This is a genomic window from Citrobacter sp. C5_2, assembly GCF_014596845.2.
In the GTDB taxonomy this organism is placed as follows: Bacteria; Pseudomonadota; Gammaproteobacteria; order Enterobacterales; family Enterobacteriaceae; genus Citrobacter; species Citrobacter werkmanii.
The window spans coordinates 3,491,733-3,511,758 of record NZ_CP115032.1; the positions used below are offsets into that span (position 1 = coordinate 3,491,733).

General features: G+C 52.4%; 16 protein-coding genes and 7 tRNA genes. 21 read left to right on the plus strand and 2 right to left on the minus strand.

What is annotated here, in order from left to right:
• Positions 1-139: 139 nt before the first annotated feature.
• Positions 140-2,089 carry a PTS N-acetyl glucosamine transporter subunit IIABC gene (gene nagE, locus ICA20_RS17090; protein ID WP_038638803.1) on the minus strand — a complete coding sequence of 650 codons (1,950 nt, stop codon included), beginning with the start codon at positions 2,087-2,089 and terminating at the stop codon, positions 140-142.
• Between the two features lie 342 nt (positions 2,090-2,431).
• On the opposite strand from nagE, the gene nagB reads away from it, so the two are divergent.
• The 12 genes from nagB to ICA20_RS17150 all read left to right on the plus strand — a co-directional run bounded on the left by nagB (position 2,432) and on the right by ICA20_RS17150 (position 9,326).
• Positions 2,432-3,232 carry a glucosamine-6-phosphate deaminase gene (gene nagB / locus ICA20_RS17095; RefSeq protein ID WP_003022803.1) on the plus strand — a complete coding sequence of 267 codons (801 nt, stop codon included), beginning with the start codon at positions 2,432-2,434 and terminating at the stop codon, positions 3,230-3,232.
• Between the two features lie 60 nt (positions 3,233-3,292).
• Positions 3,293-4,441 (plus strand): N-acetylglucosamine-6-phosphate deacetylase, encoded by a 1,149-nt coding sequence (gene nagA, locus ICA20_RS17100; RefSeq protein ID WP_038638801.1) that lies wholly within the window; start codon positions 3,293-3,295, stop codon positions 4,439-4,441.
• 8 nt (positions 4,442-4,449) lie between these two features.
• A complete protein-coding gene (locus ICA20_RS17105; RefSeq protein ID WP_038638799.1) occupies positions 4,450-5,670 on the plus strand; it encodes an N-acetylglucosamine repressor in 1,221 nt (406 codons plus the stop codon).
• Positions 5,671-5,727: 57 nt separating this feature from the next.
• Positions 5,728-6,480 carry a ribonucleotide monophosphatase NagD gene (gene nagD / locus ICA20_RS17110; protein WP_038638796.1) on the plus strand — a complete coding sequence of 251 codons (753 nt, stop codon included), beginning with the start codon at positions 5,728-5,730 and terminating at the stop codon, positions 6,478-6,480.
• Positions 6,481-6,731: 251 nt separating this feature from the next.
• Positions 6,732-8,396, plus strand: a complete 1,665-nt coding sequence (gene asnB, locus ICA20_RS17115; RefSeq protein WP_038638793.1) for an asparagine synthase B — start codon at positions 6,732-6,734, stop codon at positions 8,394-8,396.
• Positions 8,397-8,620: 224 nt separating this feature from the next.
• Positions 8,621-8,697 (plus strand) — tRNA-Met (locus tag ICA20_RS17120).
• 8 nt (positions 8,698-8,705) lie between these two features.
• A tRNA-Leu gene (locus ICA20_RS17125) sits at positions 8,706-8,790 on the plus strand.
• A gap of 23 nt (positions 8,791-8,813) precedes the next feature.
• A tRNA-Gln gene (locus ICA20_RS17130) sits at positions 8,814-8,888 on the plus strand.
• Positions 8,889-8,926: 38 nt separating this feature from the next.
• A tRNA-Gln gene (locus ICA20_RS17135) sits at positions 8,927-9,001 on the plus strand.
• Between the two features lie 20 nt (positions 9,002-9,021).
• Positions 9,022-9,098: transfer RNA gene (locus ICA20_RS17140), tRNA-Met, on the plus strand.
• Between the two features lie 43 nt (positions 9,099-9,141).
• Positions 9,142-9,216 (plus strand) — tRNA-Gln (locus tag ICA20_RS17145).
• A gap of 35 nt (positions 9,217-9,251) precedes the next feature.
• Positions 9,252-9,326, plus strand: a tRNA-Gln gene (locus tag ICA20_RS17150).
• Positions 9,327-9,430: 104 nt separating this feature from the next.
• Here ICA20_RS17150 and ubiF read toward each other — a convergent pair.
• Positions 9,431-10,606, minus strand: a complete 1,176-nt coding sequence (gene ubiF / locus ICA20_RS17155; RefSeq protein ID WP_038638790.1) for a 3-demethoxyubiquinol 3-hydroxylase — start codon at positions 10,604-10,606, stop codon at positions 9,431-9,433.
• Between the two features lie 147 nt (positions 10,607-10,753).
• Between ubiF and miaB the strand changes: the two genes are divergently transcribed.
• The 9 genes from miaB to gltL all read left to right on the plus strand — a co-directional run bounded on the left by miaB (position 10,754) and on the right by gltL (position 19,953).
• Positions 10,754-12,184, plus strand: coding sequence for a tRNA (N6-isopentenyl adenosine(37)-C2)-methylthiotransferase MiaB (gene miaB / locus ICA20_RS17160; protein ID WP_038643077.1), 1,431 nt, complete (start codon positions 10,754-10,756; stop codon positions 12,182-12,184).
• Positions 12,185-12,337: 153 nt separating this feature from the next.
• Positions 12,338-13,384: a PhoH family protein gene (locus ICA20_RS17165; RefSeq protein ID WP_019076268.1), complete on the plus strand. Its 1,047-nt coding sequence runs from the start codon at positions 12,338-12,340 to the stop codon at positions 13,382-13,384.
• On the plus strand, positions 13,381-13,848 hold the full coding sequence (gene ybeY / locus ICA20_RS17170; protein ID WP_003835559.1) for an rRNA maturation RNase YbeY: 468 nt from the start codon (positions 13,381-13,383) through the stop codon (positions 13,846-13,848). The genes ICA20_RS17165 and ybeY overlap by 4 nt, the downstream gene beginning before the upstream one ends.
• Before the next feature lie 96 nt (positions 13,849-13,944).
• Complete coding sequence (gene corC / locus ICA20_RS17175) at positions 13,945-14,823, plus strand: CNNM family magnesium/cobalt transport protein CorC (protein ID WP_038638785.1); 879 nt, start codon at positions 13,945-13,947, stop codon at positions 14,821-14,823.
• Positions 14,824-14,847: 24 nt separating this feature from the next.
• Complete coding sequence (gene lnt, locus ICA20_RS17180) at positions 14,848-16,386, plus strand: apolipoprotein N-acyltransferase (RefSeq protein ID WP_038638779.1); 1,539 nt, start codon at positions 14,848-14,850, stop codon at positions 16,384-16,386.
• Positions 16,387-16,744: 358 nt separating this feature from the next.
• Entirely contained in the window at positions 16,745-17,653 is a 909-nt protein-coding gene (gene gltI / locus ICA20_RS17185; RefSeq protein ID WP_003022762.1) for a glutamate/aspartate ABC transporter substrate-binding protein GltI, read from the plus strand.
• Positions 17,654-17,813: 160 nt separating this feature from the next.
• Positions 17,814-18,554 (plus strand): glutamate/aspartate ABC transporter permease GltJ, encoded by a 741-nt coding sequence (gene gltJ, locus ICA20_RS17190; RefSeq protein ID WP_038638776.1) that lies wholly within the window; start codon positions 17,814-17,816, stop codon positions 18,552-18,554.
• The gene (gltK, locus tag ICA20_RS17195) at positions 18,554-19,228 is read left to right on the plus strand and encodes a glutamate/aspartate ABC transporter permease GltK (RefSeq protein ID WP_038638772.1); all 675 of its coding nucleotides are present in this window, start codon (positions 18,554-18,556) and stop codon (positions 19,226-19,228) included. The genes gltJ and gltK overlap by 1 nt, the downstream gene beginning before the upstream one ends.
• A complete protein-coding gene (gene gltL, locus ICA20_RS17200) occupies positions 19,228-19,953 on the plus strand; it encodes a glutamate/aspartate ABC transporter ATP-binding protein GltL (protein WP_000631392.1) in 726 nt (241 codons plus the stop codon). The genes gltK and gltL overlap by 1 nt, the downstream gene beginning before the upstream one ends.
• The last annotated feature ends 73 nt before the right edge of the window (positions 19,954-20,026 follow it).

A 20,026-nucleotide genomic window follows, 5' to 3' on the forward strand; every position in this document is an offset into this window, starting at 1 on the left:
TAAGCCAGGCAGACTGACAACCTTTAGTTACGCAAAATATGTATCAATCGAAAATATTGGGGCCAATTGCTGCAAAAAAAAGCGGCGGAGGAATATCCCCCGCCGCTTAAGGCATTTAACTCACTTTACTCAGGAGCAGTTATTTACCTTTAATCTCATACAGTGGTGTCTGACCGGCAACCACATGACCTTCGGCTTTAATGACCAGAGCGCCGAAATCATCGCTGTTGCTGCACACAACCGGGCTAATCATGGAACGTGCATTGGCGTTCAGGAAATCCAGATCCATTTCCAGAATCGGTTGACCCGCTGTCACTTCCGCACCTTCCTCAACCAGGCGTTTAAAGCCTTTACCTTCCAGCGCGACGGTATCGATACCCATATGGACTACGATTTCCGCGCCTTTAACGGTTTCCAGACAGAACGCATGGTTGGTGTTGAAGATTTTCACGATAGTGCCCGCAGCCGGAGCAACCACGATTTTATCCGTTGGTTTCACCGCAACGCCATCACCTACTGCTTTGCTGGCGAAGGCTTCATCAGGAACCTGCTCCAGCGCAACGACGTCACCGGTAATCGGAGAAACCAGCGCTTCAACGGTGACTGCGTTCGCTACAGCCTGCGGTTTTGCCACCGGGGCCGCTGCTGCTGGTGCACTTTCAGCAGACGCTGCCGCAACCGGGCCACGCGCCACAACTTTCTTCATTTCGTCGCCGATGGATTCCGCTTTCGCACCTACGATGACCTGGATAGTTTGTTTGTTCAGCTTAACGACACCCGATGCGCCTAAGCGTTTACACATCGCATCGTTTACGCGACCAGAATCGGCCACAGTCAGACGCAGACGGGTGATACAGGCATCAATCGCTTTCAGGTTATCGGTACCGCCAACCGCAGCAATGTAGCTGGTTGCCAGTTGAGCCAGACCTTCTTCAGTATTGCTGTTCGCTTCTTCTGTAACGATATCGTCTTCTTTATCTTCGCGGCCCGGCGTTTTCAGGTTAAACATACGAATAACCGCGCTGAACAACACGAAGTAGATGACGAAGAAGACCAGCCCCATCACGACCAGCATCCAGACGTTCTTACTTGCTGCCGGCAGGTTGTACATCAACACGTAGTCGATAGCACCTGCGGAGAAGGAGAAGCCCGCGTGGATCCCCAGCAGCGTCGCAACGAACAGGCTGATACCGGTTAACAGTGCGTGCAGGAGATACAGCAGTGGCGCCAGGAACATGAACAGGAATTCCAGCGGCTCGGTAACACCGGTCAGGAACGCGGTGATCGCAACGGACAGCAGCATACCGCCAACCATCGGGCGACGCGCTTTCGGAGCAGCGAAGTACATCGCCAGCGCCGCACCCGGCAGACCAAACATCATGATCGGGAAGAAACCAGACATGAACATACCCGCTGTGCCGTCACCCGCATAGAAGCGGTTGATGTCACCGTGGAAAACAGTGCCAGCGGCGTTAGTAAATTCGCCAATCTGGAACCAGGCGATGGTATTCAGAACCTGATGCAGACCGGTTGGGATCAGCAGACGGTTGATGAAACCAAAAATACCGGAACCCAACGCGCCAGCGCCTACGATCCACTCACCACCCGCATGGATGGCGTTCTGCACCGGCGGCCACACGTAACCGAAGATAGCAGCCAGCACCAGACAGAAGAAGCCAGTGGCGATCGGCACGAAGCGTTTGCCGCCAAAGAAGCTCAGGAAGTCAGGCAGTTTGATACCAGACCAACGGTTATACACCGCACCGCCAACCAGACCGGTGATGATACCCGCCAGTACACCCATATTGATGGCCGGGTTAATGGTAACCATTGCTTTGGTCAATATGAAATAACCGACCGCACCCGCCAGCGCTGCCGCACCCGCGCTGTCTTTTGACCAGCTGGAAGCCACACCGATAGCGAAAATCAGCGCCAGGTTATCGAAGATAGCCCCACCCGCTTGCGCGATAAAAGGTACGTTTAGTAAATCTGGTTGGCCGAATCGCAGCAACAGTGCCGCGACTGGCAGCACAGCGATGGGGAGCTGTAACGCCCTACCCAGCCGCTGGAAAAAACCTAAAATATTCATTTTATTCCCCCTACGAGACCCCGATTAGGCTTCTTTGAAGCCATATTTTTATTGTGCGACCATTCCTGACAGCAAGATTCTGGATCAACGATATTAACCATTCATCTACATTCTGAGTGTGTGAAAATTTAATTCGTATCGCAAATTAAACGCGTGTTTTTTGTGATTTCAGTCACCAAATATCGTTATTAACCCTCCCTTTCACTGGCTAACTACGAAAACTTATTTTATCATTCAAAAAATCGAAACGGATTGATCCTTACCGATGCAAAACCAGGTTACGCTTAATACTGCACAGAGACTCAATCCGCCAATTGCTTACATTTACTTTTGAGGTGAAGAATGAGACTGATCCCCCTGAATACCGCTGAACAAGTCGGCAAATGGGCTGCTCGCCATATCGTTAACCGTATTAACGCGTTCAAACCAACGGCAGATCGCCCGTTCGTTCTGGGCCTGCCGACGGGCGGTACTCCGCTGACAGCTTATAAGGCATTGGTTGAAATGCATAAAGCGGGCCAGGTGAGCTTCAAGCATGTTGTTACTTTCAATATGGACGAATATGTTGGCCTGCCGAAAGAGCATCCGGAAAGCTATCACAGCTTCATGCATCGTAACTTCTTTGATCACGTTGATATTCCAGCAGAAAACATCAACCTCCTCAATGGTAACGCGCCCGATATTGATGCAGAATGCCGTCAGTATGAAGAAAAAATCCGTTCTTACGGTAAAATCCACCTGTTTATGGGCGGTGTAGGCAACGATGGTCACATCGCGTTCAACGAACCAGCCTCCTCTTTGGCTTCCCGTACCCGCATCAAAACGCTGACTCACGACACGCGTGTTGCTAACTCACGCTTCTTTGACGGCGACGTAAGCCAGGTGCCTAAATATGCCCTGACCGTGGGCGTGGGCACCCTGTTGGATGCCGAAGAGGTGATGATCCTGGTACTGGGTCACCAGAAGGCGCAGGCGCTGCAAGCCGCCGTTGAAGGCAACGTTAACCACATGTGGACCATCAGCTGTCTGCAGTTGCATCCAAAAGCCGTTGTGGTGTGCGATGAGCCTTCCACCATGGAACTGAAAGTGAAAACGCTGAAATACTTTAACGAGTTAGAAGCGGAAAATATTAAAGGTCTGTAATTGATGTCTCCGCCCTGTCGATAAGTTGCAGGGCGGCATTTTTTGAAATCGGGGGTCGGAATGTATGCTTTAACCCAGGGCCGGATCTTTACCGGTCACGAAATTCTTGATGACCATGCGATTGTTGTCGCCAATGGCCTGATTGACAGCGTTTGCCCACTGGCTGAGTTACCGTCAGGAATTGAACAGCGCTCACTGAATGGGGCCATTATTTCCCCCGGTTTTATCGATGTACAGCTAAACGGCTGCGGTGGCGTACAGTTTAACGATACGGCAGAAGCCGTGACCGTCGAAACGCTGGAAATCATGCAGAAAGCCAATGAAAAATCAGGCTGCACCAACTATCTGCCTACGCTTATCACCACCAGCGATGACCTGATGAAACAAGGCGTTCGCGTCATGCGTGAATACCTGGCGAAACACCCGAATCAGGCATTAGGACTTCATCTGGAAGGTCCGTGGCTCAATCTGGTGAAAAAAGGCACCCATAATCCGGGATTTGTCCGTCAACCGGACGCTGCGTTGGTTGATTTCCTGTGCGATAATGCTGACGTGATAACCAAAGTGACGCTGGCGCCAGAAATGGTCCCGGTAGAGGTCATCACCAAACTGGTAAATGCAGGTATCGTGGTTTCCGCCGGTCACTCCAATGCGACGGTAAAAGAGGCCAAAATCGGCTTCCGCGCAGGGATTACCTTTGCAACGCATCTGTTTAACGCCATGCCTTATATAACGGGCCGCGAACCGGGCCTGGCGGGCGCTATTCTTGACGAAGCCGATATTTATTGCGGTATCATCGCTGATGGTCTGCATGTTGACTACGTTAACATCCGTAATGCCAAGCGCCTGAAAGGCGACAAGCTGTGCCTGGTCACCGACGCGACCGCGCCGGCAGGTGCCAATATTGAACAGTTCATTTTCGCTGGTAAAACAATATACTACCGGAATGGATTGTGCGTTGATGAGAACGGTACATTGAGCGGTTCATCATTAACCATGATTGAAGGCGTACGCAATCTGGTCGAACATGCGAATATCGCTCTCGACGAAGTGTTACGCATGGCAACGCTCTACCCTGCTCGCGCCATTGGCGTCGACAAACGACTCGGCAGCATCGCGCCAGGCAAAGTAGCCAACCTGACTGCGTTTACGCACGACTTTAAAATCATCAAGACCATCGTTAATGGCAACGAGGTCGTTACTGAGTAAGAGAAAGAATGACACCAGGCGGACAAGCTCAAATAGGTAATGTTGATCTCGTAAAACAGCTTAACAGCGCGGCGGTTTATCGCCTGATTGACCAGCATGGGCCAATCTCGCGTATTCAAATTGCCGAGCAAAGCCAGCTTGCCCCCGCCAGCGTAACCAAAATTACGCGTCAGTTGATCGAACGCGGGCTGATCAAAGAAGTCGATCAGCAGGCCTCCACCGGGGGCCGCCGCGCTATCTCTATCGTCACCGAAACCCGCAATTTCCACGCCATTGGCGTACGTCTGGGCCGTCACGACACGACGCTCACGCTCTATGATATGAGCAGTAAAGTGGTCGCCGAAGAGCATTACCCTCTCCCGGAGCGCACCCAGGAAACGCTGGAGTATGCGCTGCTCAACACCATTGCCACTTTTATTGACAGCTGCCAGCGGAAAATCCGCGAGCTGATTGCGATTTCCGTCATCCTGCCCGGTCTGGTTGATCCTGAAAGCGGCGTCATTCGCTATATGCCGCACATTCAGGTCGAAAACTGGGGGCTGGTCGAGGCGCTCGAAAAACGCTTCAAGGTTACCTGCTTTGTCGGTCACGATATCCGCAGCCTGGCGCTGGCCGAGCACTATTTCGGGGCAAGCCAGGATTGCGAAGACTCCATTTTAGTGCGAGTTCACCGCGGAACCGGAGCGGGAATTATTTCCAATGGCCGAATTTTCATCGGTCGCAATGGCAACGTGGGCGAGATTGGTCACATTCAGGTTGAACCGCTGGGTGAGCGCTGTCACTGCGGTAACTTCGGCTGTCTGGAAACCATTGCCGCCAATGCCTCTATCGAACACCGCGTGCAAAACTTACTGAAACAGGGTTATCCCAGCCGACTCACGCTGGATGATTGCAATATTAAAGCTATCTGTAAGGCGGCAAATAAGGGCGATAACCTGGCAGCAGAAGTGATTGAACACGTTGGTCGCCACTTGGGTAAAACCATCGCCATCGCCATCAACCTGTTTAACCCACAAAAAATCGTCATTGCAGGCGAAATTACTGAGGCAGATAAAGTGCTGCTGCCTGCAATAGAAAGCTGTATCAACACGCAGGCGTTGAAAGCGTTTCGCCACAATTTACCGGTGGTTCGTTCCACGCTGGATCACCGTTCCGCCATTGGCGCCTTTGCGCTGGTGAAGCGCGCGATGCTCAACGGGACATTGCTGCAACGTTTGCTGGAAAACTAATGCTCTCATATAGTAGTGGATTACTATAAGACTCATAACTAATTCCCTGGGTTGTTCATGACCATTAAGAATGTAATTTGTGATATCGACGGCGTGCTGATGCACGACAATGTCGCCGTACCGGGTGCGGCAGAATTTCTGACCGGGATCCTGGAAAAAGGCCTGCCGTTAGTTCTGCTGACTAACTATCCTTCACAGACCGGGCAAGATCTGGCAAACCGCTTCGCCACCGCGGGAGTGAATGTCCCCGATAGCGTCTTTTATACTTCCGCCATGGCTACCGCTGATTTTCTTCGTCGCCAGGAAGGCAAAAAAGCCTACGTGGTAGGTGAAGGCGCGTTAATTCATGAGCTGTATAAAGCCGGGTTTACCATTACCGACGTGAACCCCGATTTTGTGATTGTTGGCGAGACGCGCTCCTATAACTGGGACATGATGCATAAAGCAGCATATTTTGTCGCTAACGGCGCGCGTTTCATCGCCACAAACCCGGATACTCACGGCCGCGGCTTTTATCCCGCCTGCGGTGCACTGTGCGCCGGTATCGAGAAAATCTCTGGCCGTAAGCCGTTTTATGTCGGCAAACCCAGCCCGTGGATTATTCGCGCGGCGCTCAACAAAATGCAGGCGCACTCGGAAGAGACCGTTATCGTTGGCGATAACCTGCGTACCGATATTCTGGCGGGCTTCCAGGCCGGTCTGGAAACCATTCTGGTATTGTCTGGCGTCTCAACGCTTGACGACATCGACAGCATGCCGTTCAGACCGAGCTGGATTTATCCGTCCGTTGCTGAGATAGACGTCATTTAATCTCTTTGGCCGGATAACAATACCTGCAAGTTATCCGGCCTGAAAAACACGCCCATTCAATAAATTCATCTTTTCACTGCTGATTCATCAATAATAGCGCTCATTACGTAATCTTTTTTCACCAATCAGCAATGACCATTGCGTTTTTTATTTTCCGCACCGTAATTCGCTTGCGCCCTCTCCCGCTTTGCGGCATTTTCTTTATCAAGCAAACATAAAAAGCATCACGCAACAGGTTAACGGAGAAGGTTATGTGTTCTATTTTTGGCGTATTCGATATTAAAACTGACGCAGTTGAACTGCGTAAAAAAGCCCTGGAATTATCTCGTCTGATGCGCCATCGCGGCCCGGACTGGTCAGGTATTTACGCCAGTGATAACGCCATTCTGGCGCACGAACGTCTGTCCATTGTCGACGTCAATGCCGGTGCTCAGCCGCTGTACAACGTGAAGAAAACGCATATCCTGGCGGTTAACGGTGAAATTTATAACCATCAGGCGCTGCGCGCGGAATACGGCGATCGCTATCAGTTCCAGACCGGTTCAGACTGCGAAGTTATCCTCGCGCTGTATCAGGAAAAAGGCCCGGAGTTCCTGGATGACCTACAAGGCATGTTTGCTTTTGCCCTGTACGACAGCGAACAGGACGCTTATCTGATTGGTCGCGATCACATCGGGATCATCCCACTGTATATGGGGTACGACGAACACGGTAACTTCTACGTCGCGTCTGAAATGAAAGCCCTGGTTCCGGTATGTCGCACAATCAAAGAATTCCCGGCCGGTAGCTATTTGTGGAGTAAGGACGGCGAAATTCGTCAGTATTATCAGCGTGATTGGTTTGATTACGATGCGGTCAAAGACAACGTGACCGATAAAAACGAGCTGCGTCAGGCGCTGGAAGATGCGGTGAAAAGCCATCTGATGTCAGATGTTCCTTATGGTGTACTGCTGTCCGGTGGTCTGGATTCCTCGGTCATTTCCGCGATTACGAAAAAATACGCGGCGCGCCGTGTTGAAGATCAGGAACGTAGCGAAGCCTGGTGGCCGCAGTTGCACTCCTTCGCCGTCGGCCTGGAAGGCGCACCGGATCTGCAAGCCGCGCAAGAGGTCGCGAACCATCTGGGTACCGTGCACCATGAGATCCACTTCACCGTGCAGGAAGGTCTGGATGCTATCCGCGACGTGATTTATCACATCGAAACCTACGATGTCACAACGATCCGCGCCTCAACGCCGATGTACTTAATGTCGCGTAAAATTAAAGCGATGGGCATTAAAATGGTGCTGTCGGGTGAAGGCTCTGACGAAGTATTCGGCGGCTATCTCTATTTCCACAAAGCGCCAGACGCGAAAGAGCTGCATGAAGAAACCGTGCGTAAGCTGCAGGCGCTGCATATGTTCGACTGCGCCCGTGCCAACAAAGCGATGTCTGCCTGGGGTGTGGAAGCTCGCGTGCCCTTCCTGGATAAGAAATTCCTTGATGTGGCGATGCGCATCAACCCGCAGGATAAAATGTGCGGCAACGGCAAAATGGAAAAACATGTGCTGCGCGAATGTTTTGAATCTTACCTGCCTGCCAGCGTCGCATGGCGTCAGAAAGAGCAGTTCTCTGATGGTGTCGGTTACAGCTGGATCGATACCTTGAAAGAGGTGGCTGCTGAGCAAGTTTCTGACCAACAACTGGAAACCGCCAGCTTCCGTTTCCCTTACAACACGCCATCGTCTAAAGAAGCGTATTTGTACCGTGAGATTTTTGAAGAATTGTTCCCGGTTGCCAGCGCGGCGGAATGTGTGCCTGGCGGGCCATCAGTAGCCTGTTCTTCTGCCAAAGCGATTGAATGGGATGAAGCGTTTAAAACCATGAACGATCCCTCTGGTCGTGCGGTTGGCGTACATCAGTCCGCTTATAAATAAGTTAATCCTTAGAAAAGAGCCCTACGGGGCTCTTTTTTTATGTCTGTTTTCTGTGCAAAAAAACAATTAATAACTAATAATTGCCGAATATTGCGCCATGCTGTTCGCAACCTAACCAAACAGTCACATTCCAGCTATTTTCAATGAAAAAGGGGTTGACGCTTCAGGGCTCAATACGCATAATGCGCCCCGCAACGCCGATAAGGTTACGCGAAAAAAAAGATGGCTACGTAGCTCAGCTGGTTAGAGCACATCACTCATAATGATGGGGTCACAGGTTCGAATCCCGTCGTAGCCACCATCTTTTTTGCGGGAGTGGCGAAATTGGTAGACGCACCAGATTTAGGTTCTGGCGCCGCAAGGTGTGCGAGTTCAAGTCTCGCCTCCCGCACCATTCACCCGTAAGCGTTGCACGGATGGGGTATCGCCAAGCGGTAAGGCACCGGTTTTTGATACCGGCATTCCCTGGTTCGAATCCAGGTACCCCAGCCATTTTTTTCTTCGATATAGCGGTTTACCGCAACGGTCATTGGGGTATCGCCAAGCGGTAAGGCACCGGTTTTTGATACCGGCATTCCCTGGTTCGAATCCAGGTACCCCAGCCATCGAAGAATAAGTAATATATGGCTACGTAGCTCAGCTGGTTAGAGCACATCACTCATAATGATGGGGTCACAGGTTCGAATCCCGTCGTAGCCACCATATTAAGGACGTATCGACTCGTTCGGTAAAGCCAAAATATTGTTGGGGTATCGCCAAGCGGTAAGGCACCGGATTCTGATTCCGGCATTCCGAGGTTCGAATCCTCGTACCCCAGCCAATTTCAAAAGTCGTCCACATTGTGGGTGCGCCCGTTGGGGTATCGCCAAGCGGTAAGGCTCTGGTTTCTGATACCAGCATTCCGAGGTTCGAATCCTCGTACCCCAGCCATATTAAAAAAGCTCGCTTCGGCGAGCTTTTTGCTTTTCTGCGTTTATCGCCTGATGGCGCTCCGCTTATCAGGCCTACGTATTTCCCCCGTAGGCCTGCCTGAATTACAATCCTAACGCATATTTCAAGGCCTGACGTTTCAGTACGCCTGCGCGCTCTGCGGCCATTAACCCGAGATTACGCATGATACGCAGCGGTTGCAGGTTGTTGCTGAATCCGGCGTAGAACAGATCCATCCCACTCTGCATAATGAAATTATCAGTCATACGACGATTCTGATAGCGCTTCAGTACCGGCTGACTGGCCCAGGATTCACCGTAGCTGCGCGCATTAACCAGCACGTCAATCAGCGCATCCACATCACGGAACCCCAGATTAACGCCCTGCCCCGCCAGCGGATGAATGGTATGCGCGGCATCGCCCACCAACGCCAGACCTGGCTGGACATATTGTAGCGCGTGACGACGCGTAAGCGGGAATGCCCCCGCCGCCACTGGTGTAACGTTGCCGAGTCGCGACGGGAAGTGTTTGGCGATCTCCACCTGCAGTTGCGACATGCCCAAACCCTGCAGTTGGCGGATACGCGCCGGTGAGTCATACCACACCAGCGAGGCCCAGTTATCAAACAGCGGTAAAAATGCGCGCGGACCGTCAGGCGTGAATTGTTGCCAGGTGCTGTCGCCGGGTGCGTTCTCGCATTGTACGGTGATTAACATGCAGGACTGCGCGTACTGCCAGGCATGAATACCAATCCCGGCCATTTTCCGCACCTGAGAATTTGCGCCGTCCGCGCCGATCACCAGCTTCGCGCTGATTTTCTCACCGCCAGCCAGTACAAGCTCATGCCGATCGTTATGTTGATGCAGAGAGATCAATGACGCCGGTACGCGCAGCGTGACTTTCGGGTGGGCTTCCAGCGCCTGCCAGAGTGCCTGTTGCAGAACCGTGTTTTCCACCATATAACCCAGTAAAGGTAACTTAAGCTCAGCGGCATCAAACATTACATGGGCATTTTCCCATTCCCACGTTTCCAGACGACGGTAAGGATGACTGCGCATACCCTGAACCGTATCCCAGACCCCCAGCCCTTTCAGCAACGACACCGAGGCGGAGCTAATGGCGGAAATTCTGACATCGGGCTGTCCATCAGCCACAAACGGCGCGGGAACGGCATGTTCAATGACCGTTACCGTAAATCCATGCTGCGCCAGTCCAAGCGCCAGCGCGCCGCCGACCATCCCCCCGCCGACAATGGCAATTTCCGTTGGTTGATTTGTCATGTGGTCAATCATCCTGTTACATGTATTGTGTAAGTTTACAGGATTTTTTACCCCTTGAGGCTGACATCCGTCATACTGGTCACAACCGCGCCAAAGCAGTACACTATGCGCCCTGCATTTCAGCCACAATTTCGCAAGAGCAAGTCGATGACCAAAAAACTCCATATTAAAACCTGGGGCTGTCAGATGAACGAATACGATTCATCGAAGATGGCCGATCTGCTGGATGCCACTCATGGGTATCAACTGACCGACGTGGCGGAAGAAGCGGATGTGCTGCTGCTGAATACCTGCTCAATCCGTGAGAAGGCTCAGGAAAAAGTTTTCCATCAGTTGGGCCGCTGGAAGCTGTTAAAAGAGAAAAATCCCAATCTCATCATCGGTGTCGGTGGCTGTGTCGCATCTCAGGAAGGCGATCATATTCGCCAGCGCGCCCACTACGTCGATATTATTTTTGGGCCGCAGACTCTGCATCGCCTGCCGGAAATGATCAACAAAGTACGTGGAAGCACTAGCCGTAGCCCGGTAGTTGATATCAGTTTCCCGGAGATCGAAAAGTTTGACCGCCTGCCGGAACCGCGTGCTGAAGGTCCAAGCGCGTTTGTGTCCATCATGGAAGGCTGTAATAAATATTGTACTTACTGCGTGGTGCCCTACACCCGCGGTGAAGAAGTCAGCCGCCCGGCGGATGACATCCTGTTTGAAATCGCTCAGCTTGCGGCGCAAGGCGTGCGTGAAGTGAACCTGCTGGGGCAAAACGTGAACGCCTGGCGCGGTGAGAACTATGATGGCACGACAGGATCTTTTGCTGACCTGCTGCGCCTGGTTGCGGCGATCGACGGCATTGACCGTATCCGCTTCACCACCAGCCATCCGATCGAATTCACCGATGATATCGTTGAAGTTTATCGCGATACGCCGGAGCTGGTGAGTTTCCTGCACCTGCCGGTACAGAGCGGTTCAGATCGCGTACTGAATCTGATGGGACGCACCCATACCGCGCTGGAATACAAAGCGATCATTCGCAAACTGCGCGCGGCGCGTCCGGATATTCAGATTAGCTCGGATTTCATCGTTGGCTTCCCTGGCGAAACCACACAGGATTTCGAGCAGACCATGAAGTTGATTGCTGACGTGAATTTTGACATGAGCTACAGCTTTATCTTCTCTGCGCGTCCTGGCACCCCGGCTGCCGATATGGTTGACGACGTACCGGAAGAAGAGAAAAAACAGCGTCTGTATATCCTGCAGGAGCGAATTAACCAGCAGGCCATGGCCTGGAGCCGCCGTATGGTCGGCACAACCCAGCGTATTCTGGTTGAAGGCACATCACGTAAGAGCATCATGGAGTTGTCAGGGCGTACCGAAAACAACCGCGTGGTGAACTTTGAAGGCACCCCGGAAATGGTCGGTAAGTTTGTGGATGTTGAAATTACCGATGTCTGGACGAACTCCCTGCGCGGTAAAGTGGTGCGCACCGAAGACGAAATGGGCCTGCGCATCGCAGAATCCCCTGAGTCGGTCATTGCACGTACCCGCAAAGAAAACGATCTGGGCGTCGGTATTTACCAGCCTTAATCTTCTGGCCCGTCAGCTCTGACGGGCCTTGTATTTCCTCCCGCAGTCCCCATATTTATTGCAATGCTTGCGCCTTTTCCCTATGGCGTGAATAATTTCCTTAGATGCCGGTAAATGTTCAGCGTCCGGCGAGACATGCTAAAGAGGAACAGTTTGAACATAGACACTCGCGAAATCACCCTTGAACCCGCAGACAACGCCCGTCTGTTGAGCCTTTGCGGTCCATTTGATGACAACATCAAACAGCTTGAACGTCGCCTCGGCATCGAAATTAACCGTCGGGATAACCACTTTAAGCTGACCGGTCGCCCAATTTGCGTCACCGCTGCGGCTGATATTTTACGCAGCCTGTATGTCGATACCGCCCCAATGCGCGGTCAGACGCAGGACATTGAACCTGAGCAAATTCATCTGGCGATTAAAGAAGCGCGTGTGCTTGAGCAAAGCGCGGACAGCGTGCCGGAATTTGGCAAAGCGGTGAATATCAAAACCAAGCGCGGAGTGATTAAACCGCGTACGCCGAACCAGGCGCAGTACATCGCTAACATCCTCGATCACGACATCACCTTCGGCGTTGGCCCTGCGGGTACGGGTAAAACGTATCTTGCGGTTGCCGCTGCGGTCGATGCGCTTGAGCGCCAGGAGATCCGTCGAATTCTGCTGACCCGTCCGGCAGTGGAAGCCGGCGAAAAACTGGGCTTCCTGCCAGGCGATCTGAGTCAGAAAGTCGATCCCTATTTACGTCCGCTGTATGACGCGCTGTTCGAAATGCTCGGTTTTGAGAAGGTCGAAAAGCTGATCGAGCGTAACGTCATTGAGGTGGCACCGTTGGCCTATATGCGCGGTCGTACCTTAAACGATGCGTTCATCATTCTTGATGAGAGCCAGAACACCACCATCGAACAGATGAAAATGTTCCTGACCCGTATCGGCTTTAACTCCAAAGCGGTCATCACCGGCGATATCACTCAGATTGACCTGCCGCGTAGCACTAAGTCCGGTCTGCGTCATGCCATTGAGGTGCTGGCCGAAGTCGACGAGATTAGTTTTAATTTCTTCCATAGCGAAGACGTGGTTCGCCACCCGGTAGTCGCCCGTATCGTCACGGCGTATGAAGCCTGGGAAGAAGCAGAACAGAAACGAAAAGCCGAGCTGGCAGCGGAACGCAAGCGCGAAGCTCAGGAGCAGGAGCAAAAATGAGTCAGGTTATTCTCGATTTACAGCTGGCATGTGAAGACGAATCTGGTTTACCCACAGAAAGTCAGTTTCAGGGCTGGCTGGATGCGGTAATCCCGCAGTTTCAGGAAGAGTCTGAAGTGACGATTCGCCTGGTTGATGACGCGGAAAGCCACGAGCTGAACCTGACCTATCGCGGGAAAGATAAATCAACCAACGTGCTCTCTTTCCCGTTTGAAGCCCCGCCGGGCATTGAGATGCCACTGCTGGGCGATCTGATCATCTGCCGCCAGGTGGTTGAGAAAGAAGCGCAGGAGCAAGGTAAACCGCTTGAGGCCCACTGGGCGCACATGGTGGTGCACGGTAGCCTGCATTTACTCGGCTACGACCATATCGAAGATGATGAAGCGGAAGAAATGGAATCCCTTGAAACAGAGATTATGCTTGCTCTGGGCTATGAGGATCCGTACATTGCCGAGAAGGAATAAGCCGTCGGGCATCAGCCCGGGCTTCCCATGAAGCCATGCGCTGAGTTTACGCGCATTGAGCGACCTATTAACTAACATGAGAACCCATACGACGCCATGAGCGACGACAATTCACACAGTAGTGACACGTTAACCAGCAAAAAGGGATTTTTTTCCCTGTTACTGAGCCAACTTTTCCACGGTGAACCCAAAAACCGTGACGAATTGTTGGAGCTGATCCGTGATTCCGGGCAGAACGACCTTATCGATGAAGATACGCGAGATATGCTCGAAGGGGTGATGGACATTGCGGACCAGCGCGTTCGCGACATCATGATCCCCCGCTCTCAAATGATTACCCTGAAACGCAACCAGACCCTGGATGAATGCCTCGATGTCATTATCGAGTCAGCCCACTCGCGTTTCCCGGTGATCAGCGAAGACAAAGATCACATTGAAGGGATTCTGATGGCCAAAGATCTGCTGCCGTTTATGCGCAGCGATGCCGAAGCCTTCAGCATGGAGAAAGTGTTACGCCAGGCGGTTGTCGTACCGGAAAGCAAGCGTGTTGACCGCATGCTGAAAGAGTTCCGCTCCCAGCGTTATCATATGGCTATCGTCATCGACGAGTTCGGCGGTGTCTCTGGTCTGGTGACCATTGAGGACATCCTTGAACTGATCGTTGGTGAAATCGAAGATGAGTACGACGAAGAAGACGATATTGATTTCCGTCAGCTCAGTCGCCACACCTGGACCATTCGCGCGCTGGCGCCAATTGAGGACTTCAACGAAGCCTTTGGCACCCACTTTAGCGACGAAGAAGTCGATACCATTGGCGGTCTGGTCATGCAGGCCTTTGGTCATCTTCCCGCTCGTGGGGAGACTATCGACATTGATGGTTACCAGTTCAAAGTGGCAATGGCCGACAGCCGTCGTATTATTCAGGTTCATGTCAGAATTCCGGACGACTCACCCCAGCCCAAACTGGACGAATAAACCCGAAACTGGATCTAAGACTACATGGCATTTGCCTCACTAATTGAACGCCAGCGCATTCGCCTGCTGCTGGCGTTATTATTCGGTGCCTGCGGGACGCTGGCTTTCTCTCCGTATGACATCTGGCCTGCGGCGATCGTATCGCTGATGGGCCTGCAGGCTCTCACCCTCAACCGCCGTCCACTTCAGTCAGCCGCTATCGGCTACTTCTGGGGCCTGGGATTGTTTGGCTCCGGCATTAACTGGGTCTACGTCAGCATCGCGCAGTTTGGCGGTATGCCAGGTCCGGTTAACGTTTTCCTTGTGGTACTGCTTGCCGCCTACCTTTCACTCTATACCGGTCTGTTTGCTGGCGTGTTGTCACGCCTGTGGCCGAAGACAACCTGGCTACGCGTCGCCATTGCCGCGCCGGTTGTCTGGCAGATAACCGAGTTCCTGCGCGGCTGGGTCCTGACCGGATTTCCGTGGCTGCAGTTTGGTTACAGCCAAATTGACGGCCCGTTAAAAGGGCTGGCGCCGGTGATGGGCGTTGAAGCGATTAACTTCCTGCTGATGATGGTCAGCGGCCTGCTGGCGCTGGCGCTGGTGACGCGCAACTGGAAACCGCTGATTGCTGGCGTGGTGCTTTTCGCTCTGCCCTTCCCGCTGCGCTATATCCAGTGGTATACGCTTGAGCCGGAAAAAACAACTCAGGTTTCGATGGTACAGGGTGACATTCCGCAGTCACTGAAGTGGGATGAGGGTCAGCTACTTAACACGCTGAAAATTTATCTCGACGCCACCCAGCCCGAAATGGGTAAATCACAGCTGATCATCTGGCCGGAGTCCGCTATCCCGGACCTGGAAATTAACCAGCAGCGTTTTTTGAGCATGATGGATGATCTGCTGAAATCGAAAAACAGCACGTTGATTACCGGTATCGTAGACGCGCGGCTGAATAAGCAGAACCGTTACGACACCTACAACACCATCATCACGCTGGGTAAAGACAGCCCGTACAGCTACGACTCCAGTAACCGCTACAATAAAAACCATCTGGTACCGTTTGGCGAGTTTGTCCCGCTGGAATCGATCCTGCGCCCATTAGCGCCGTTCTTTGACCTGCCTATGTCGTCGTTCAGCCGCGGGCCGTATGTGCAGCCACAGTTGCATGCACACGGCTTTAAGCTGACCGCAGCAATCTGCTACGAAATCATTCTTGGCGAACAGGTTCGTGATAACTTCCGCCCGGATACGGACTATCTACTCACCATCTCTAACGATGCGTGGTTTGGTAAGTCTATCGGCCCATGGCAGCACTTCCAGATGGCGCGTATGCGTTCCCTGGAACTGGCGCGCCCGCTGCTGCGTAGCACCAACAATGGTATTACGGCGGTGATTGGTCCACAGGGTGAGATTCAGGCGATGATCCCGCAGTTTACCCGCCAGGTTCTGACCACCAGCGTAACGCCAACCACGGGCTTAACCCCGTATGCCCGTACCGGTAACTGGCCGCTATGGCTGCTTACCGCACTGTTTGGCTTTGGCGCGCTGGTAATGAGCCTGCGCCAGCGTCGTAAATAACCTTCCTTCCCCGGGCCGGATAACGACTTTGTTTATCCGGCCGACAAACTCCCTACCTTGCCCATTCTGGCACGTCTATTGCTTTGTTATACAAGGCAAACGCAGTTTTGGCTGAATGTGCAACCTGGTCGCACCAAAGTTGATCTTTGGTAGCACCTGAAATGTGCAACAAGATATTTTTGCCCCCAAATGGTGCGGCGCACTTCGCAAAAATAAACAATAACACAGCAAATTCTTTACATTCATCCAAACTAAATGTTAACAAACATATACAAGACTGCACGTTTAAGTAGCAAACAATAACAACATCACAATGGGTATCAATGCGTCCCTGGCGCAGACGATAAAGGAGTTGGATATGCAATTACGTAAGCTCGCCACTGCCATGCTGGTCATGGGAATGTCCGCTGGTCTGGCGCACGCAGAAGATGCGGCACCAGCGGCAGGCAGCACGCTGGACAAGATCGCCAAAAATGGCGTTATCGTTGTCGGTCACCGTGAATCATCGGTACCGTTTTCTTACTACGATAATCAGCAAAAAGTGGTCGGTTATTCACAGGATTACTCCAACGCCATCGTTGAAGCCGTGAAGAAAAAACTCAACAAGCCTGACCTGCAGGTAAAACTGATCCCGATTACCTCACAGAACCGTATCCCGCTGCTGCAAAACGGTACCTTCGACTTTGAATGTGGTTCCACCACCAACAACGTCGAGCGTCAAAAACAAGCGGCATTCTCTGACACCATTTTCGTTGTCGGCACCCGTCTGCTGGCGAAAAAAGGCGGCGACGTCAAAGATTTCGCTGACCTGAAAGGCAAAGCCGTGGTCGTGACTTCGGGCACCACCTCAGAAGTGCTGCTGCACAAGCTGAACGAAGAACAAAAAATGGACATGCGCATCATCAGCGCGAAAGACCACGGTGACTCTTTCCGTACTCTGGAAAGCGGTCGCGCCGTTGCCTTTATGATGGATGACGCCCTGCTGGCTGGCGAACGCGCGAAGGCGAAAAAACCAGACAACTGGGAGATCGTCGGCAAGCCGCAGTCTCAGGAAGCCTATGGCTGCATGCTGCGCAAAGATGACCCTGAGTTCAAAAAACTGATGGACGACACGATCGCCAAGGCGCAGACCTCAGGCGAAGCGGAAAAATGGTTTGATAAGTGGTTTAAAAACCCAATTCCACCGAAGAACCTGAACATGAATTTCGAACTGTCAGATGAGATGAAAGCTCTGTTCAAAGAACCGAATGATAAAGCGCTTAACTAACTAAAATAAATGGGAGGCTTCCCCTCCCTCTCGATTGCTACTCGGCACGGACAGACTATAAGCCTGATGGTCGTTCCCCATCAGGCCTGAAAACCGCAAAACGCTGAATAACAATCTTCGAGGGTAGCGCTGCTACCCTTTTTTTTTCTGGAGTAGATTTATGTCTATAGACTGGAACTGGGGCATTTTTTTACAACAAGCCCCGTTCGGCAACACCACCTATCTCGGCTGGCTCTGGAGTGGTTTCCAGGTCACGGTCGCGTTATCCATTACGGCCTGGATTATCGCTTTCCTCATCGGTTCTTTATTCGGCATTTTACGTACAGTTCCCAACCGCTTCCTTGCCGGGATCGGCACGCTGTACGTTGAGCTGTTTCGTAACGTTCCGCTCATTGTCCAATTTTTTACCTGGTATCTGGTCATTCCTGAACTGTTGCCGGAAAACATTGGTATGTGGTTCAAGTCGGAACTGGATCCCAATATTCAGTTCTTCCTTTCATCCATGCTTTGTCTGGGGCTGTTTACCGCCGCGCGCGTCTGCGAGCAGGTTCGCGCTGCTATTCAGTCTCTACCTCGTGGACAGAAAAACGCTGCGCTGGCGATGGGGCTGACGTTGCCGCAGGCTTATCGTTATGTTCTGCTGCCAAACGCTTACCGCGTGATAGTTCCGCCAATGACCTCAGAGATGATGAACCTGGTGAAGAACTCCGCGATCGCTTCTACTATCGGCCTGGTCGATATGGCGGCGCAGGCGGGGAAACTGCTGGATTACTCCGCCCACGCCTGGGAATCGTTTACGGCCATTACTCTGGCCTACGTGCTGATTAACGCTGTCATCATGCTGGTGATGAATCTCGTCGAACGCAAGATCCGCCTGCCGGGCAATATGGGAGGCAAATAATGTACGAATTTGACTGGAGTTCTATTGTCCCTTCCCTGCCGTATCTGCTGGATGGGCTGATGATCACGCTGAAAATTACCGTCACGGCGGTCGTCATTGGTATCGTATGGGGAACTATCCTGGCCGTCATGCGTCTGTCCAGCTTCGCGCCGATTGCCTGGTTTGCGAAAGGCTACGTCAACGTATTCCGTTCCATTCCACTGGTGATGGTACTGCTGTGGTTCTACCTGATTGTGCCCGGCTTCCTGCAAAACGTATTGGGTTTGTCGCCAAAGACCGATATTCGCCTGATCTCGGCGATGGTCGCGTTTTCAATGTTTGAAGCCGCGTACTACTCAGAGATTATTCGGGCGGGGATCCAGAGTATTTCTCGCGGGCAGTCCAGCGCCGCGCTGGCGCTGGGGATGACCCACTGGCAGTCGATGAAGCTCATTATTCTGCCGCAGGCCTTCCGCGCGATGGTGCCGCTGCTGCTTACCCAGGGTATCGTACTCTTCCAGGATACCTCGCTGGTCTATGTATTAAGTCTGGCAGACTTCTTCCGTACCGCCTCCACCATTGGCGAGCGTGACGGCACGCAGGTTGAAATGATCCTGTTTGCTGGCGCCGTTTATTTTGTATTCAGTCTGAGCGCATCGTTGTTGGTCAGCTATTTGAAGAAAAGGACAGTTTAATGATTACCCTGAAAAATGTTTCTAAATGGTATGGTCACTTTCAGGTGCTGACCGACTGCTCTACGGAAGTGAAAAAAGGTGAAGTGGTCGTGGTCTGCGGTCCTTCAGGTTCCGGTAAATCCACGCTTATCAAAACCGTGAACGGTCTGGAGCCGGTACAACAGGGCGTCATCACGGTTGATGGCACCGTGGTGAACGACAAAAAAACCGATCTGGCCAAACTGCGCTCCCGTGTGGGCATGGTGTTCCAGCACTTTGAACTGTTTCCACATCTGTCGATCATTGAAAACCTGACGCTGGCGCAGGTAAAAGTGCTTAAACGCGATAAAGCGCCTGCCCGCGCAAAAGCGCAGAAGCTGCTGGAGCGTGTCGGTCTGGCGGCCCATGCCGAAAAGTTTCCGGCTCAGCTCTCCGGGGGACAGCAACAACGTGTCGCCATCGCCCGGGCGCTGTGCATGGATCCCATCGCTATGCTGTTTGACGAACCGACATCTGCGCTTGACCCTGAAATGATCAACGAAGTGCTGGACGTTATGGTTGAACTGGCCAATGAAGGGATGACCATGATGGTGGTTACCCACGAAATGGGCTTTGCGCGGAAAGTGGCGAACCGGGTGATCTTCATGGATGAAGGGAAAATTGTTGAAGACTCACCGAAAGAAGAGTTCTTCGCCAATCCGAAATCGGACCGCGCCAAAGACTTCCTCGCGAAAATCCTGCACTAATCTTGCTGGCGCGCACCGCTATGTGCGCGTCACCTCACGCTTTATCTCTTCACTCCTCGAAACAGGTACAGCC

Excerpts from the sequence above, each read along its gene's own strand:
- nagE (WP_038638803.1), bottom strand. The coding sequence starts at position 2,089 with ATGAATATTTTAGGTTTTTTCCAGCGGCTGGGTAGGGCGTTACAGCTC.
- gltL (WP_000631392.1), top strand. The coding sequence starts at position 19,228 with ATGATTACCCTGAAAAATGTTTCTAAATGGTATGGTCACTTTCAGGTG.
- gltJ (WP_038638776.1), top strand. The coding sequence starts at position 17,814 with ATGTCTATAGACTGGAACTGGGGCATTTTTTTACAACAAGCCCCGTTC.
- miaB (WP_038643077.1), top strand. The coding sequence starts at position 10,754 with ATGACCAAAAAACTCCATATTAAAACCTGGGGCTGTCAGATGAACGAA.
- nagA (WP_038638801.1), top strand. The coding sequence starts at position 3,293 with ATGTATGCTTTAACCCAGGGCCGGATCTTTACCGGTCACGAAATTCTT.
- nagD (WP_038638796.1), top strand. The coding sequence starts at position 5,728 with ATGACCATTAAGAATGTAATTTGTGATATCGACGGCGTGCTGATGCAC.
- lnt (WP_038638779.1), top strand. The coding sequence starts at position 14,848 with ATGGCATTTGCCTCACTAATTGAACGCCAGCGCATTCGCCTGCTGCTG.
- nagB (WP_003022803.1), top strand. The coding sequence starts at position 2,432 with ATGAGACTGATCCCCCTGAATACCGCTGAACAAGTCGGCAAATGGGCT.
- ICA20_RS17105 (WP_038638799.1), top strand. The coding sequence starts at position 4,450 with ATGACACCAGGCGGACAAGCTCAAATAGGTAATGTTGATCTCGTAAAA.
- asnB (WP_038638793.1), top strand. The coding sequence starts at position 6,732 with ATGTGTTCTATTTTTGGCGTATTCGATATTAAAACTGACGCAGTTGAA.
- gltI (WP_003022762.1), top strand. The coding sequence starts at position 16,745 with ATGCAATTACGTAAGCTCGCCACTGCCATGCTGGTCATGGGAATGTCC.
- ubiF (WP_038638790.1), bottom strand. The coding sequence starts at position 10,606 with ATGACAAATCAACCAACGGAAATTGCCATTGTCGGCGGGGGGATGGTC.
- corC (WP_038638785.1), top strand. The coding sequence starts at position 13,945 with ATGAGCGACGACAATTCACACAGTAGTGACACGTTAACCAGCAAAAAG.
- gltK (WP_038638772.1), top strand. The coding sequence starts at position 18,554 with ATGTACGAATTTGACTGGAGTTCTATTGTCCCTTCCCTGCCGTATCTG.
- ybeY (WP_003835559.1), top strand. The coding sequence starts at position 13,381 with ATGAGTCAGGTTATTCTCGATTTACAGCTGGCATGTGAAGACGAATCT.